Consider the following 16874-nt stretch of genomic DNA (forward strand, 5'->3'; position numbering starts at 1 on the left):
TATCTCTAAATCCAAAGAACTTGGAGTAGAACGGGAATAGCCCAATTACCACTCAAATTTATACATGGAGCACTTTGCTTCAGGGGTTATGACGTCTTATGAAAACGATACATTTAATTCAACACACTCATTGGGACCGTGAGTGGTATTTTACCGAGAATGATTCAAAAGCACTTCTTTATTATTTTATGGACGATTTAATGTCTAGAATGGAATCAGATAAAACGATTGGTCCTTTTATTTTAGACGCCCAAACAGTGATGCTTGATGATTATTTTGAAGTGGCGCCTGAAAATAAAAATAGATTAGAAAAACTAATTAAAAGTCGCCGTATTTTGATTGGGCCTTGGTATACGCAAACGGATTTTCTAACCGTTAGTGCTGAGTCGATTGCACGCAATTTGTTATTGGGTTTGGCTGACTGCCGTCGTATGGGTGAAACCTTGGAAGTCGGTTACGTACCGGATTCGTTTGGTCAGATGGCACAACTGCCTATGTTGCTGACGCAATTTAACATCAATAAAGCGGTTATTTGGCGTGGCTGGTCAGAGCGTTTAGTGGCTAATACGGAATTTACTTGGCAGAGCCAAGATGGCAGCGAAGTGACGACGGCAGTTTTCCCTTGGGGGTATGGTTGTGCTAAATGGCTACCAACCGATAAAAATGTCATCACAGATGCAATCGTTGAGCGGGCACGTAAGCAGTGCCAGTTTGCTGCTACTCAGTCTGTCATGCTACCAAATGGTAATGATCAATCGCCTTTTGAATATCAAATTCCAGGTTTACTCGATCATGTAAATCAGAGCCAGGATGAGTTTCATTTCGTAAATAGTTCATTCGATAACTATTTTAAATCGTTGGAACATGAGCAAGATAAATTGCCTCGTTTTAGCGGAGAGATGCTCGACCCTAAATACATGCGCATTCATCGTGGAATTTTCTCAACACGTATGGATATTAAGCTCGCCAATGCGCGTTTAGAACAACTACTTAGCCGTCACTTAGAGCCTTTGGCAGCCCTTAACTTTGCCAATGGATTGCCGTACCCACAAAGTGCAATTAATTCGATTTGGCGTTCTGCAATGAAGAGCCATGCTCACGATAGTATTGGCGGCTGCAATTCTGACCGTGTGAATGTCATGGTCTTGAATCGCTTAGAGTCAGGAATTGAAATGGCAGAGCAGCTATTAGAACTCAATTTCCGCAAACTGGCTGAGGGTATCGAAGCGCAAGTTGATGGCACCAAAGTGGTGGTCTTTAACAGTGTTCCTAAGTTGCGCGACAGTTTAGTTGAGCTGACGATTTATACGGCGGCTGACACGATTGCATTTGTGGATGGAACAGGATCATTACTTCCTTATCAGATCGTTCATGAGTCACAACAGGACATGTCGACTATTATCCAAGAGCTGTCTAACGACACCACAACGACATGGTATCGCAAACTAGTACTAGCGGTTGAGCTAAAAGCAATCCCTGCATGTGGATACACGACTATTTATTTACAAGAGGGGATGGGTGTGTGCAGTCAAGCGACTACATCGCCGTCTGATACAAAACACATTGCAAATCAATGGTTCGACATTGAACACTTGGCCGATAACTCAATCTCATTGATAGATCGTCGAAATGGTCATCAATACCATAACGTATTTGAACTCACAGATGGTTCAGATCAAGGTGATAATTACAACTTCTCCCCGTTGGCAGACGACTGGATAATCAGTAACCGAGAGTGTGAGCATTTCGTCACAACGGTTCAAGGAGAGTTGTTCAGTTCGCTAACTGTCGCGTTTGAATTTTCTTTGCCTGCCGATTTGAATGAGCGTCAGCAAGGGATTACATCGGTCAAACTGCCAGTATCGCTGCATCTTACTTTGCGTAATGACAGACCAAGTATTGATGTCAAAGTTGAGTTGGATAATACCGTTTGCGATCACCGCATTCAGATGCATTTCCCTACGGGTATTGTTAAAGAAACCCACTTTGCCGATCAACCATTCGGTTTGATTGAAAGACAAACCATTCCGCAAGAATTAGAACTGTGGGAGCAAGAGGGGTGGACAGAAGCTCCAATTGCTAACTACCCAATGCAGTCAATGGTGCTGCAGCGAGACGACGAGCGTGGTCTAGGTATTGTCACCAAGGGGTTGCGTGAATATGAAATTGATCGTGCTAAACCTCAAGTGTTAGCGATTACTTTGATGCGTAGCGTTGGTTGGCTAGGGCAACCTAACCTTACTTATCGTCCAGGGCGAGCATCAGGTATGGTTTTGCCATCTCCTGATTCTCAAATTCAAGGCGAACATTGCTTTGAATTGTCGCTGGTTCCTTTTGATATGGGTAATGAAGAGTCTTTCTGGCGTACGATTGAAATGATCAATACACCTGTTATTGCGCATGTTGGGACCGATTGGGCGCGATTTCGTTTGAATAAACAAGATACCCACTTCCCGGCTTCTCAAAGCCTATTGAGTTGGGAGAGCTCCCTCCATTTCAGTACTTTGAAAAAAGCAGAAGAAAGCGATGCATTAATTCTTCGTGCTTATAACCCGACACCAACAGTACAAATAGTTGGTGAGTTGAACTGCAAATATGAAACCCGCCGAGTTCAATTAGATGAAACAACGCCGGTGCTATCAAGTGATAAAACGCCATTCAGCGATAAGGTACAACCAAGCAGTCCACTCTCTGTGAGTATTTCCGTATTGGCTGACAGCGATCATTGATACATAGCTTAAACACCTTACTCAACGTAATTATAAGCCGTAAATAATAAAGCCAAACACTAAAGTATTGAGAAATAGCCATGAACAAGATTGAATTTATTTGCCCTCTAGCGAATGGGATACACGCAAGACCAGCAAAAGAGATTGAACTGCGAGCAAGTCAGTTTGCTGCGGATATTAGACTGCTAAATAAAACCAAAAATAAGGTCGCAAACGCAAAAAGTGTATTGTCATTGATCAGTGCTGATATTTTATTAAATGATGAATGCTGCTTGGAGTTTACAGGAGTAGATGCAGAGAGTGCACAGGCCTTTTTTAGCGCATTCATTGAAGATGAATTGGCGGGGATTGATGGAGACGTTGAAGGTGGCGTTGATGGAAAGAACGATGAAACGAATGAGTTTTCTGGTCACGCTCACGGTAAGCAAGCTAAGGCACTTCCAGTCTTTCTTGAACAATCAGCGCCGAAACTTCTACGCGGCACCGCGGCATCTACAGGAATAGGAGCAGGAAAAGCGGTGGTGATACAGCAGGTTGATTTACTCACACTTGCTCCAAACTATGGGACTGAATCAGCAAGTGAGATTCAAACTAAGCTCGATTTTGGATTGAAAACGCTAGCGGACCGCTTACAGAGTCAGTTAGATTCGAGCGATGCTGGTGATAGTGATGCTTGTAATATTGTTGAGGCTCATTTAAAAATCACCCAAGACAGCGAGCTAGCCCATGCTTTGCTCAAGCATGCACAAACTGTGATGAATGGAAATAATGCAATGCGATCAATCGCTTTGGCATGTTGTGACCTTTGCGAACCATTAGAAGCAAGCAGCAGTGAATATCTAAGAGAGCGTGCGCTCGATATTAAAGATATCTGCTTACAGTTGGCATCGATTTGCTATGGGGTTGAACTCGTCACGACACCTAAAATTGAAAGCGACAGTGTGATTGTCTCACCGACATTGTTAACCCCGAGCCAGTTACTGGCATTGCCAAAAGAGAGCATTAAAGGTTTGATCATGGGGGAGGGCGGCACAACCTCGCATACGATTATTCTTGCTCGTTCTTTTGCTATTCCTACATTAGTGGGCATTGAATCACTGACAGAACATGTCGTTTCAAATCAAGATTTAGTGGTCGATGCCATTCATGGTGTATTGATTTTAGAGTCTAATTCGCAAACAGAAACTTTTTACCGACTGGAACAAGATAAGCTCGCTCGTATTGAAGCCAAAAATGCTGCGTTTAAACACACAGCGGTCACGACCGAAGACGGCCAAACGTTGGATGTGCTTGCTAATATTGTCACCAGTGAGGAAATTGCTGGCACACTTAACGCTGGCGCTGATGGTGTGGGCTTATTTCGCACCGAAATGTTGTTTTGTGAGCGAGCGACGCCACCAAGTGAAGAGGAACAATTCCAGCACTATGTAAGCGTTGTTCAAGCCAGCGCGGGCAAAAAAGTCGTCATTAGAACACTGGATATTGGAGGAGATAAGCCTTGTGAATATATGGGCTTCCCACAGGAAGAGAACCCATTTCTTGGTTATCGCGCAATTCGCATGTATCCAGAGTATCTGTCGATCATTGAATCACAGTTTCGAGCACTAGTTCGTGCGAGCAGTGCTGGTGAAGTGTCCATTATGGTGCCTATGATTGCGAACCTTGATGAAGTTCGTTGGTGCCATGAACTACTGATGAAAGTTACGTCTGACTTACTTAATGAGGGGCATCAACTTGGTTGCGTGAAGTTGGGTGTGATGGCTGAAGTACCATCTATTGCTTATTTGCTTAAGCAAGCGAGTCACTATATTGATTTTATTTCGATTGGCAGTAATGACTTAACTCAATACTTCTTTGCTTGTGATCGAGGCAATCAAGCTATTGCTCATCTATACGACCATCTTAACCCTGCTTTTTTAGCTTTTGTGCGCGACATTATTACAAGGGCACAACAAGCAGGTATTGCTGTGAGCTTATGTGGTGAAATGGCAGCCGATGCAAAAGCGCAACCTTTGTTACTTGGGGCAGGGCTTCGCCAATTCTCAATGGCGGCATCAAAAGTGGCCTCGAGCAAACGCCGTTTAGCCCAGTTAAATACCAGACATTGCGAAACACTACTAAATGAAGTCGTGGAGCTAGAAAGTGGTGTGCAAGTGGCTTCTTCAGTCGAAGCGTTCCTTAATCAGGGCCAAGCATTACCGACGTTAGATACGAGTTTGGTCTTCACACAACGTGATGTAAGCAGTAAAGCCGAAGCAATTAAACTGTTAACGGATAATTTAGAAGTCAACGAGCGAGCCCCGAACGCGCAAGCGGTCGAACAGGCTATTTGGGACCGAGAAGCGGTCTTCTCGACAGCGCTAGGGTTTTCGGTTGCGATTCCTCACTGTAAATCATCACATGTGAGTCACAACAGCGTTTCGGTTGTTACTTTAAATGAAAAAATTGCGTGGGGTGATGACGTCGACGTAGATTTGATCATTATGTTGACTGTCACGGATGAGGGTAAAGATACCCACATGAAAGTGTTTTCTAAGATTGCGAGAAAACTAATGCATGAAGAGTTTAGACAGTCGTTAAAACAAGCCAAAGAGCCGTCAGAGGTTATCGATATTTTGACCAAGACATTAGAGGCTTAAACGCTACTTTTGCCGTCATCTTTAACAATTGATGGCGGTTTTGTTCTTCAATCGCACTGTTATTAAGGAGGCTCATAGAAATGTGAGCCTATTTTAATATGAAAAATCAATCAACGCGTTCACTGATACTGCTCTCATTAGTGTTTTTTAGTTGGGGTGTACTTACATCAGCCAACAGTATTCTAGTACCTCATTTTCAGGCTCTCTTTTCTCTGACTTATCAGCAATCCATGTTAGTGCAGTTGGCATTCTATATTGCGCCATTTACAGTCAGTATTCCTACTTCTATTTGTATGGCTAAGCGAGGCTATAAATTTAGCTTAGGTGGCGCATTGGGCCTGACAGTTATGGGGTGCCTCAGTCTCTATACCACGCTCTCCGTATTAAGTTTTACCGGGGCTTTAGTCTCTGTATTTGTGGTGGCGATGGGAGTCGCAGCATTACAAGTGGTGGCGAATCCTTATGTAACAATCACTGGTGAAAGCCATGCAGCAACGCGTCGTTTGACAATAGCATCAACGCTCAACTCTACGGGTACAACATTGGGACCCGTATTGCTGGCTATTGCGATGGTTACCGTTGGTGTGGCGAATATTTATCTTCTGTTGGCTTTGGTGATAGCGACCATCGCACTGTTGATTTATCGCTCTGCGCTGGTGGATGTTACACCGAAGCAGCAAATGAAAGTGTCGGCACATTTAGGTAATTTAGCTAAACAGCCGCAGTTTTTGTTTGGCGCGTTGATGATCTTTACCTATGTGGGCGTCGAGGTGGCTGTCGGGACAGTCACTATTAGCTATCTATCGGATTCTAATATTGCAGGCTTAAGCGCAGCAACAGCGACGACGTTAATGAGTTTGTATTGGGCTGGTTCGTTAGTCGGAAGAATGGCATACAGTTGGTTGGCAAATCGTTATCAACCACTTAGAACACTATTATTTGGAGCGCTGTGTGCGATGAGTTTAATTGTGTTCGCGATGTGCAGTGGTTCCTTTAGCGGAGGCATCGCCTTGGTCATGGTAGGATTATGTAATTCGTTTATGTATCCAATCATTTTTTCTCGCGCGATTGAAAATTTGGGTGAATCTACCGCGGCAGCCTCGGCAATCTTAATTATGTGCGGTATTGGTGGTGGGGTGGTTCCTATGTTGCAAGCCAGTACCATTGCGTCGTTGGGAGTCGTGTATAGTTATGTCGTTCCAATGTTCGGGTACATGGCAATCGCAGGGTTTGCGTGGCTATCGAGTTCATCGATGACTCGAGAAATGACCCAAGCGTAATCTGAGAACAATAAACCTCGATTGCTCGAGGTTTATTGTTTATGCGTATTTTCCAGTAATTTTTATCTTCTAAGAGACAACATTGACTTGGCTATCAGTTTTTTATGAGCTGCCAATGTTGGTTCCAACCTCCATTATCAACCCATTGAATAGCCGTTGCACCATCTTGAGTTGATGCTTGGTTAATATCTAAAAGCTTGCCGCTATGACGGTTGATGATTTTGTAGTAACCCCCATCGATTTGCTGCAATGTCCATTGTTGGCTGTGGTGTTCGCTTGCTGTCATCTGAACAGTTTGGGCTGCATCATCGGTTGAATTCGCTTCAATATCGAAGCGTTTTTTACTTCGATCATTAACAATATAGTAATACCCGTTTTCGAGTTCGACGAGCGTAAAGTGCTGGCTACCCCAGCCATCATAACCATATTGTTCGATATATGCGCCATCGTGCATTGAGCCACTACGTACATTAAGCGCTTTACCGCTATTACGGTTAATAATACGATAGCGTTCAGTTTGTTCTGGTGGTAGCAATGCGTCATCAAATGCATCTAATGCGATGGTGAATTTTAATACTTTGTCATCTATTTTTTGAGTCGCGCCGAGTGAGTAACTATCAGGAAGCACGCTCGAATGAGCGGCAGGCTCCCAATAAAAGACTCCCAGTCCTTTTTGGTTTGGTACTGCTTTAACAGCATCAATGGTTTCTTTTACTGTCCAGTAACTATCTGTTGGGTTCGATTCTGCGCCACCCGTTTCTACAACCATGACTTCTTTGTTATATCTTGTCGCCATATCATTGAGGTTGGTTGATAAAGCATCTATCACGTTCCAATAATCTTGACCTAACCAATAAGGGTAAAACGAAAAACCAAGGATATCGGTTTTACCGCCATGAGTGGTTAAGAAGCTATCGAAAAACCAACGAGACTTTGCATTATCGGTTCCTTTAGAAAGGTGAGTGATCACTTTAGAAGTTGGGCTAATTGCTTTAACGGCATCATAACCAGCATTGAGCATCAAGGTTAAATTTGCAAAATTGCTAGGGCTTCCGTCAGGTAATAGAATCCCATTTTCAATTTCGTTACCTACTTGTACCCATTCTGGAATGACGCCTTCAGCGATCAAATCTGTCATAACGCCTAAAGTGTGGTTAGAAATCGCTTCAACTAATTGAGTCACATTCATACCGACCCACGCAGCCGGTTTATATTGGATGGCAGGATCAGCAAACACGTCGCTGTAATGGAAATCGACCATAATCCGCATGCCTAATTGTTTCGCTCGCTTGGCAGCTTCTATAACGCGCACTTTATCGGTATAGCCAAGCATGGTCCAAGTGGTGTTATTTTTGTGCCAATAAGCGCTCGGATCGGGGTTAACAAAAACGCGTAAACGTACGGAGTTAATGCCATGGTCTTTGAGTATGATTAGTGGGTCACTGGCTTCACCATTGTCGTTTTGCCATGTGACGCCCTCATCTTGTAACTGTTTTATCCAACCAATATCGGCGCCGTATGCGAAGTTATCATGTTTATTAATTGGGTTTTCTAGTGCATAGGTTGGGCTTAAGAGCAGCAACGAAAATGAGGATAAAATAATATATCTAAATAGTCGGTACAGGTATTTCATGATATATCCTTGTATCAGTTGTTATTGTGGTATCTCATCAGAATATAAATAAAAAATAGGTAAATAATTAGAAAATATAAGATGTTTTATTTGAACGGTATCAAATTGTTGATATTTACCTCTCATGGTTAAACGAAAGAGCACATACGTACTCTTTCGTTATCGTTAGGTGTTGGGTTATATGAGATGTTATTAATATATCTACAGGGTAGTGTGTCTAAATGAATATTATAAATTTAGCTGTTAATATTCCTAAATAGTTCTATTTAGTGTTCGATGTGTTTATTGTGAATCTAAATGTTTACTTATCTCTCTTTACCACCATGCTTCCCACATCGCGCCAACACTTAGTGTGTCTTGTTTTACGCTTGACGTGCCTTGCACTGAATTATCTACGTCACCGACAGTGGTGTAGAAGCGAAGCATTGGTCGGCTTCCTGGTAAACCACCCCATGAAATATTTTGTGATAAGGTGACTTTCCAACCGCTTTTTTCATCACCATTTTTGTGATCTTCTAAGGCATATCCAGTTTCTAGCCAAGTGGAATGGATGTTGTTCCATTGATAGGTTGGCCGAACAATCACTGAGTATTCATTTCTTTCATCTGCGTCTGAACCAGAAACATTTTTGTAAGATGTTAGGTATTCGACAGCAAATGGTTCTGTCACATTTACCGCTCCCTCGAAACTTGCATACAATGCTTGAACATCCCCGCTGAGGTTGAATACAGAGCTATCAGCGCCGTCAGCATAGCGTACGATCAATTTAGCTGCTGGGCTGAAATCAAGTTGTGATGCTAGTTGCCATGCTGTCTCATTGTTTACATCAGGAGAGCCTACTGTTACGGCCTCATCTGACGCAAAGCCATAGTTTGCGAACAGAGCAATGTTGGCGCCACCAAGTTCAATACCATGAAGTTTGGATGTGAGGGCATATCGACCAGTATCATTACCCAATGCACCGCCATCACCGTAATCGACTTGTCCTATAAAGCCAAAGTCAAACTTAGTACCAGCTAAGTTTAGATTATAGAATCCACCACCTTGACCGTCATGGTCCATCCACGCGTAGTCATTGAGGCTTTGTTTTGGACGCTGATGGAAGTCACGACCAGCCCATACATAGAGATCCGGTTGGCTTTCAAAAATATTGGTGACGCCCGCATAGGCTTTTTTTAAGCTCAGTCCGCCCGGAGAGTCCCATTGGTCGACGCCCCATTGATCTATCATAAACGCGACATCCCAAATCGGGCCGTCGTCATTGCTGAAGACTTTAGCAAATTGGAATTCACCGCCGTTGGCTTCATTTCCAAGGCGTCCAGTGGCAACGCCTGTAGTGCCGACTTGGACGTAACGTTGATCGCCAGCTGAGTAATGAGCGCCATAACGAGCATAGCCAGAAAAGACAATACCGAGTGGTATTTCTAAATCCGGAGTTAATACCATTGGCTGTTGGTTATCGGCATAACTCAAGTCGATTTTAGCTTCGAGTTCTTGTACGCGTTTGGTTAGTTCTTCAATATTTTCGCTAGAAGCAGAGATAGAAAAGGAAGCAATAATTGTGGTCACTGCAAGTGCGACAGATGATAACTTACATTTATTCATTTCTAATTATTCCTTTAAAGAAAGTTGTACAAATAATATGGCTGCTTAACATGGCTATTTAACCAAATTAATAAGGAAATATTTAGGAAATAAAGCGGGAAGAAAATGATCTTATTCAAATGATAGTTATTTTATTCTTTATTTATTGATGGTTCAAAACAAAAAAGCACCGCGAATGCAGTGCTGTGATAAAAGAAGATTATGGGCTAATTAAATCGTTTTAGTTTAATTTATTCTCAGTCCTTTCTCATCAAAAAAATGACAATCGTTACTTTGACAGGTCAATTTAACATCGCTGTAAGCTTTAAGATCAATATCACCAGTTAAATGGACTTTAAAGTCATTGACCCCAGCAAAATTACCAAACATATAGGTTGCATTCCCTAAACGTTCACTTACTTCGTTTTGAATCACAAAGTGGACATCACCATCACATTCAGTTTTCAAATGCTCAGGGCGGATTCCCAGCGTGATTTTTTGTCCGACATTGATATTGGCCAGATTGCGCTGCACAGTTATCGTTTCACATTGATTAATCTGTATATTGATTTGGTTATCGTTAATAGACTGAACTACACCAGGTAAGAAATTCATTCTAGGGCTACCAATGAACCCAGCAACGAATAGATTGATTGGATAATGGTAGAGTTCCAAAGGGCTGCCGACTTGTTCAATCATCCCTTTGTTTAGCACCACAATTTTGTCAGCTAAGGTCATGGCTTCTACTTGATCATGAGTAACATAAATCATGGTGTTACCCATGTCTTGATGCAGTCTTGCAATCTGTAAACGCATCTCTACTCGAAGTTCCGCATCAAGGTTTGATAGGGGTTCGTCAAACAGGAACACCTTAGGTTCCCTTACGATGGCCCTGCCAATCGCGACACGTTGCCGTTGCCCCCCGGACAGCTGCTTTGGTGTTCGGTCTAATAAACTTTCGAGCTGTAATGTTTTCGCGGCTTTTTGGACTAGAGCTTCAATCTCTTGCTTGGGATGCCCTGTCATTTTTAAGCCAAAGCCCATGTTTTCAGCCACAGTCATATGAGGGTACAAAGCGTAAGATTGGAACACCATTGCTATTTTTCTTGATGCCGGGTCACAATCGTTAACAAGTTCTTTATCAATGTAGAGTTCGCCCTCTGTAATATCTTCCAAACCGGCAATCATTCTTAGTAAGGTCGACTTACCACAGCCTGATGGGCCAACAAATACCACAAACTCGCCTGAATCGATCGTCAGGTCGATGTTATGGATTGTCTGTATTTTTCCGTAACGTTTGACAATTTGATTTAATTTAACATCAGCCATGGTGAACCTCATTCGTCTTAGAGTGCTGTGATATAGGTTGAGCAATTGTGAGTGATAGAGTCTGCTGGCCAAAAATCTGGCTTGTCACTGTAATCGTTGCTTCTCCGGCTTGGTGAGCTTTAACCCATAAGCCGATTGCGCCGCCATCAAGCGCCAACATACTTGGTCCTATTAATGACAAATTGTTGCTGGTGGAGACCGAAAGCACATCTTTACAGTAAGGAAGTAACTGTTGATGTTGATCCAGCGCTTTTATTGTGACGCGACAGGTATCAGAACAATCAGCCATTAAATGAGAAGTTTGCAATGAAATAGAAAGCTCTGTTGGCTGTGGAGAAGCGGCTAGCTCCTTGCGCATAACGAGTTTTCCGTTGGTATATCCACGAATGATAAGGTTGTTCCAAGTATGGCCCCAATCCCCTAGGGGCAAACTGCGCTGATTTAGTCGATCAACAATTACAGGAGGGTGAGGTAAATGTGGGAACCTAGCTCGATCAGGGTAGAAAGTTTCACAACGATCACTACCTAGCACTTCGATCTCAATACTGTCGCAATTGGTTAAGATCATTAGCGGTAAAGCGCTCGCCTCTGGACGGTCTCCACGAGTCCAGTAGGTGACTGGTTGTAATACAGTGTGTTGTTCTGGGTTCATTTGGCTGGCATAAACGCTCGCCGCGAATTTTGGAATGCGAAATGCGTCCATGATGCCGTGATAGCAAATTTTATCGCCACTTCCAAAATCCTGATGCGTATTGTAATCAAACAGACACCAAGCAATGGCACCACTGATGTTTGGATTTGCAAAACTGGCATCTAAAACTCGAAGATGGCGAGTCACATGTTCGATTTGCCATGTTTCACAGTCTTGGCGCTTAGTTGGATACATATGGCCAGCATATTCGGTAATCATGTATGGAACTTGCTTATCAAGGCCTGTCACGTTTTGTGGACTGCGGACGGCGAGTACTCCATTTGGATTGAGTTGACTATCACTGAGGATAAAATCATTCATTGTGTAAACGTCTTCGAGAAACTCACTGTTTTGTATGCACCGTACCCCGCCAGTTTGGCGTGTTGAATCGAGCGACTTAGCCAGTTGATTAGTGCGTAGATAGAAATCGTGATGATCCGCTGATTCATTAATGCGAACGCCCCATAAAATAATACTTGGGTGATTCCAGTCTCTTTCGATCATGGCTTGGACATTATCAACCGACTTATCTTGCCACTCTTGTTCGCCAACATGTTGCCAACCAGGGATCTCTTCGAAAACAAGTAGGCCAATCTCATCACATCGATCGAGGAAATCGGGTGATTGTGGGTAATGAGATGTTCTTACTAAATTGAACCCAAGTTCGTTTTTCACGATATCTGCGTCATCTTGCTGAGCACGTTTACCCATGGCATAGCCAATGTAAGGAAAACTCTGATGACGATTGATCCCGACTAACTGAACTCTTTCTCCATTGAGATAGAAGCCATCGGTTCTAAATTCAGCTTCACGAAATCCTATTTGAGTTGTGTATGTATCAAGTTTTTCATTTGAAATAAGATCAACTTCAATGCGGTATAAATTCGGGTTGTCTATACCCCAAAGCTCGATAGCTTTTAAGCCATACGCCATGATGGTGACAGGTGTACTCACGGAGGGAACATGAACATGATCGGACTCGTAGATAGTCTGATTTTGCTTGTTAATTAACCGAAGTTGCAGCGCCAATGATTGGGCACTGTCATCAAACGATTCGAGAAAGACATTAACTCTCAAAGTAGGATCTACGAGGACGTTATATGTTTCTACTTTTAAGTTTTTGATCCGCACTGATGAGTAAGTCGTGAGTGATACATCGCGATAGATACCCGGAAAACAGAGAAAGTCCAATTGTCCACCAAAAGGGGGAATTAATGGGTTTTCTAAGCCACTTAACGTCACTGAAATGAGGTTTTTACCCTCTTGGAGAAATGGCGAAATATTGACATCAAAAGGCGTGAAACCATCACTATGTTGCGCTACCAGTTTTCCATTGACATAAACGTGGGCATCACACATCACACCTTCAAAGCGTAAAACACTAAATTGGTTGTTTTTGCTATCAGTCCACTCCAAAGGGTAGTGATAGGTATAATCGCCATGCAATGACGCTTCATCAAAGTAATTGAACGGTACGTCATGAGCGTTGTGTGGCAACTCTACGGATTGGTAGTTATCGACATTATCGAGAGAGGCAATCACATCGTGGCCACGACAAAAAAACCAGTTATTTCGAATGTTGTGAGAATGACGCATTATTTGATTGCTCCAGTCATACTCGCCACGAATTGTTTTTGCATGGCGAAGAAAATAAGTAAACTCGGGAGAGTGGCAACAACAGTTCCAACCATAATTAACCCAAAATCAGGGGCATAGGCGGAGGCAAAGCTTGAAAGCACAAGGTTCATTGTTTTAAGTTCGTTTGATTGCAGAACGACCAGAGGCCAGAGAAATGAATTCCAAGACGCCATGAATACAATGATAAATGCGGCTGAATAACTTGAACGCATAATTGGAAAATAGACATATAAAAATATTTTCCATTCAGCAACGCCCTCGACACGAGCGGCATCGATTAATTCTCGGGGAAACGTCTTAGTACACTGTCTAAAATAGAAAATGATGAATGCCCCAGCGACAGTCGGCATGATGACGGCAAAATGCGTATCCAACATGCCAGCTTTACCAAACATGGTGAATAGCGGAATTAGCAGTGCTGCAAAAGGAATCATCATAGTAGTCAGCAATGCAACGTAAACGCGTTCACGGGTTTTACTGCTGTAGATTTCAAACGCATAGCCAGCAATAGAGCAAACAATAAGGGTTGAAATCGTACTGAGGAGCGCGATTTTCGATGTATTGTAAAAAATTAACCCTAAATCAACTTGGCTTGTGAGTTTTTCGAGGTTCACAAATAATTGGTCGCCAAAAGAAAACTTACCCATATTGATATCACTGGTTTTGTTGGTGCTTGATACAAGCATCCAATAAAAAGGAAATAGGGATAAAAAGCTGACCAGTATTAAGAAAATATACATTGACGCATTATATATTTTGCTACTTCTCATTATTTATCCCTCGCTATTTTAAACTGGAATAGGGCTAGGACGGCGGCAAAAACTACGATCACATATGAGACCGTCGCTGCGTATCCAAAGTTAGGCATAAACTTAAATGACAAGTTATAAATATACAGTGATAACGTCAGCGTTGAGTTCGCTGGGCCACCATTAGTAATGTTCATAACCTCATCGAATAACTGTAATGTCCCTATTGTTGAGGTGACAGTAGTAAATAGAATGACAGGTTTTAATAGTGGCACAGTGATAAAGAAGAACTGTTTTATTGGACTTACTCCGTCTATTCTTGCAGCTTCATAAATGGACTTATCGATATTTTGCATTGCTGATAAATAAAAGATCATGTTGTAGCCAGTCCAACGCCAAGTAATCGCGATGATGATGGTGACTTTTGCCCAGAAAGGATCGGCTAACCAAGGGATTGGCTTGTCGATGATATTTATAAGCAATAAAAATGAATTAATTACACCATCAAGTTCGAACATACTTTTGAACAATATTGAATATGCAACTAATGAAGTAACACAAGGTAAAAATATCGCCAATCTAAATAATTGTTTATATTTTAGTTTTGGCGAATTCAAACAAGATGAAATAGCTAATGAAAGCAGGATCATAATAGGCACTTGAATGACCAAAAAACCTAATGTATTAAATAGAGCCTTTTTAAAGACTGGATCATAAAAGAGCCGTACAATATTGCCTAACCCCACAAATTCCATCACTACGCCACGGCCTGAATGAAAAGAAAGCCATAGGGATTTGAGAATAGGGTAGACAGTCATAATGGCAATAAGGCTTACCGCAACGGCGACAAAAGCCCAGCCATTGATGTCGTATAGCCGACGTACTTTGGATTGATTCATTATTTTTCCACCACAGAGAATGTGCAGCTTGATATGTCTACGCGATTTCAGATTGTTTCTATCTAATGGAAACTATCAAGCTGCTTTAAGGTCTAGATACCTTGGTATTTCAATGTTTGTTCAACACGTTGTAAGACTTGTTTGACATCTTCCCCTTTTAAGATTGCTGGAATTTCAGAGGCGATGGCGGTGTCAATTTCTTGAGTGTACATGCCATAAGGTACTTGCGGAATTTCACTCACCCATTTAGAAAAATCAGAGAAGACAGGTTGGCCACCAAAGAAAGGATCACTCACCGTGTATGCATAACCAGTCGATGCGGGTAAATAGGTTGCAAGAGCGCCTCTTTCTACTAAGAGGGTTTGATACATATCTTGGTCAGCAGCGAAGGTTTTTTTCAGAAAATCGATAGCGAGAGGTTTATCTTTGCTGGTGCTAAGTACATACCAACTAGAGCCACCTTGATTCGAGGCATGAGTGGCATTTTCAATATTAAGTCTTGGAATTGGTGCCACTTTCCATAAGCCGGCTTGTGCTTCGACACTTTTAATTGAGCCCATAATCCAAACCCCGGAAGTCACTGTAGCGCTTAAGCCAGCGTTAAAGCTTCCTACAAAGCTAGACCAACCTGAGATTGGACGCGTAATTTCGGCGTCATTAATCACTTTAATGGTTTCTAGAGTTTCAACGAGCGCTTCGTTTTTTGAGATATTGAGCTTGCCTTGATCGTCAACGAACCATTCCCCTCCTGATTGCATCATAATATGAGGTAGAACCACATCATTCATATCATAGGTGAGCATTGCTACGCCGGTTTTTTCTTTGACGACCTTGCCAATTTCAATGAATCGCTCCCAAGTGATATTAACTAAGTCTTCGTGTTTGAAACCTGCTTTTTCTAAATAGTCAGTGCGGTAAAATAAGCCAGCGACTCCTGAATCAAAAGGGATGCCGTAAATTTTTTCGTCTTTGGTCATCACCTTAACTTTATACGGTGCAAATTCGCTGTAATTAATATGATCTTGTAACGGAAGAAAGGAACCAGGGTAAGCTTCTAAGAATTTTTGTGCGTTGTAGTCTTCGATTAGGACGATATCAGGAAGAGAGGTTTTGATACCTGAAGCCAGCATGGTATGTAGCTTTTGTTCTATATCTTCACGAGCTGAGTCAATAACTTCGAGTTCAAAGTCTGGTGTTTGTTGCTGATAACGACTGGCAGCTTCATGCATTGCCGCAACATTAAAATTTGGGTCCCATGCCCATACCGTTAAGTCATCAGCACTTGCTGACGCAGTGATGGCTGATGCGATGAGGGATAAAGATAAAACCGATAGTTTATTATGAATTTTCATTGTATTCGCCTAGTGGTTGTAGGAGTTACAGTTAATGTATTTTGACTAATGGATCGTTGCAATTGGCGAAATCATGATAATTATCATCGGAAGTGATCTAGGTCACTTATATTTGATGTTGAGTAAAAGAACTTAGATCTCGGCAAAATTGTTAGGGAAAGTTTTCCTTAATAATTACTATTGATTAAATGAAATTGGATATCAAAGTGACATATTTTATGTGGTCATTTATGTATTTCGCCTTGGTGAGATTTATTTTTATAAGATCGCCGCTAATATAGTTTTTGTTGCCAGTAAATAAATGGGAAAATTCACTAAAAATTTATTTATTTTTTTATTTATATCGTCTAG

General features: G+C 42.1%; 10 protein-coding genes. 3 read left to right on the forward strand and 7 right to left on the reverse strand.

Annotation, left to right across the window (positions count from 1 at the left end; translation table 11 throughout):
• The first annotated feature begins 98 nt into the window (after nt 1-98).
• The 3 genes from DZ860_RS00890 (at nt 99) to DZ860_RS00900 (ending at nt 6648) form a co-directional block, all read left to right on the forward strand.
• Complete coding sequence (locus tag DZ860_RS00890) at nt 99-2729, forward strand: glycoside hydrolase family 38 N-terminal domain-containing protein (RefSeq protein WP_120029029.1); 2631 nt, start codon at nt 99-101, stop codon at nt 2727-2729.
• A gap of 80 nt (nt 2730-2809) precedes the next feature.
• Nucleotides 2810-5368: a phosphoenolpyruvate--protein phosphotransferase gene (gene ptsP / locus DZ860_RS00895; protein WP_120029030.1), complete on the forward strand. Its 2559-nt coding sequence runs from the start codon at nt 2810-2812 to the stop codon at nt 5366-5368.
• A 98-nt stretch (nt 5369-5466) separates the two neighbouring features.
• The gene (locus tag DZ860_RS00900; protein WP_120029031.1) at nt 5467-6648 is read left to right on the forward strand and encodes an MFS transporter; all 1182 of its coding nucleotides are present in this window, start codon (nt 5467-5469) and stop codon (nt 6646-6648) included.
• Between the two features lie 94 nt (nt 6649-6742).
• Here the strand turns inward: DZ860_RS00900 and DZ860_RS00905 are convergent, their stop codons facing one another.
• From DZ860_RS00905 to DZ860_RS00935, 7 genes are all read right to left on the reverse strand, one after another.
• Nucleotides 6743-8281, reverse strand: coding sequence for a glycosyl hydrolase 53 family protein (locus DZ860_RS00905; protein ID WP_120029032.1), 1539 nt, complete (start codon nt 8279-8281; stop codon nt 6743-6745).
• Between the two features lie 315 nt (nt 8282-8596).
• The gene (locus DZ860_RS00910; RefSeq protein ID WP_120029033.1) at nt 8597-9886 is read right to left on the reverse strand and encodes a carbohydrate porin; all 1290 of its coding nucleotides are present in this window, start codon (nt 9884-9886) and stop codon (nt 8597-8599) included.
• Between the two features lie 225 nt (nt 9887-10111).
• A complete protein-coding gene (locus tag DZ860_RS00915; protein WP_120029034.1) occupies nt 10112-11194 on the reverse strand; it encodes an ABC transporter ATP-binding protein in 1083 nt (360 codons plus the stop codon).
• Nucleotides 11187-13481, reverse strand: coding sequence for a glycoside hydrolase family 2 protein (locus DZ860_RS00920; RefSeq protein ID WP_120029035.1), 2295 nt, complete (start codon nt 13479-13481; stop codon nt 11187-11189). Before DZ860_RS00920 ends, DZ860_RS00915 begins: the two co-directional genes overlap by 8 nt.
• Entirely contained in the window at nt 13481-14293 is an 813-nt protein-coding gene (locus tag DZ860_RS00925; protein ID WP_120029036.1) for a carbohydrate ABC transporter permease, read from the reverse strand. Before DZ860_RS00925 ends, DZ860_RS00920 begins: the two co-directional genes overlap by 1 nt.
• The gene (locus DZ860_RS00930; protein ID WP_120029037.1) at nt 14293-15171 is read right to left on the reverse strand and encodes a carbohydrate ABC transporter permease; all 879 of its coding nucleotides are present in this window, start codon (nt 15169-15171) and stop codon (nt 14293-14295) included. The genes DZ860_RS00925 and DZ860_RS00930 overlap by 1 nt, the downstream gene beginning before the upstream one ends.
• 92 nt (nt 15172-15263) lie before the next feature.
• Entirely contained in the window at nt 15264-16523 is a 1260-nt protein-coding gene (locus tag DZ860_RS00935) for an extracellular solute-binding protein (RefSeq protein WP_120029038.1), read from the reverse strand.
• Nucleotides 16524-16874: the final 351 nt, after the last annotated feature.

Origin of the sequence: Vibrio sinensis (assembly GCF_003605645.1) — a bacterium.
GTDB classification, from domain to species: domain Bacteria; phylum Pseudomonadota; class Gammaproteobacteria; order Enterobacterales; family Vibrionaceae; genus Vibrio; species Vibrio sinensis.

What these genes read in the sequence shown, in the direction of transcription:
- DZ860_RS00890 (WP_120029029.1), top strand. Translation starts at nt 99, where the DNA reads ATGAAAACGATACATTTAATTCAACACACTCATTGGGACCGTGAGTGG.
- ptsP (WP_120029030.1), top strand. Translation starts at nt 2,810, where the DNA reads ATGAACAAGATTGAATTTATTTGCCCTCTAGCGAATGGGATACACGCA.
- DZ860_RS00900 (WP_120029031.1), top strand. Translation starts at nt 5,467, where the DNA reads ATGAAAAATCAATCAACGCGTTCACTGATACTGCTCTCATTAGTGTTT.
- DZ860_RS00905 (WP_120029032.1), bottom strand. Translation starts at nt 8,281, where the DNA reads ATGAAATACCTGTACCGACTATTTAGATATATTATTTTATCCTCATTT.
- DZ860_RS00910 (WP_120029033.1), bottom strand. Translation starts at nt 9,886, where the DNA reads ATGAATAAATGTAAGTTATCATCTGTCGCACTTGCAGTGACCACAATT.
- DZ860_RS00915 (WP_120029034.1), bottom strand. Translation starts at nt 11,194, where the DNA reads ATGGCTGATGTTAAATTAAATCAAATTGTCAAACGTTACGGAAAAATA.
- DZ860_RS00920 (WP_120029035.1), bottom strand. Translation starts at nt 13,481, where the DNA reads ATGCGTCATTCTCACAACATTCGAAATAACTGGTTTTTTTGTCGTGGC.
- DZ860_RS00925 (WP_120029036.1), bottom strand. Translation starts at nt 14,293, where the DNA reads ATGAGAAGTAGCAAAATATATAATGCGTCAATGTATATTTTCTTAATA.
- DZ860_RS00930 (WP_120029037.1), bottom strand. Translation starts at nt 15,171, where the DNA reads ATGAATCAATCCAAAGTACGTCGGCTATACGACATCAATGGCTGGGCT.
- DZ860_RS00935 (WP_120029038.1), bottom strand. Translation starts at nt 16,523, where the DNA reads ATGAAAATTCATAATAAACTATCGGTTTTATCTTTATCCCTCATCGCA.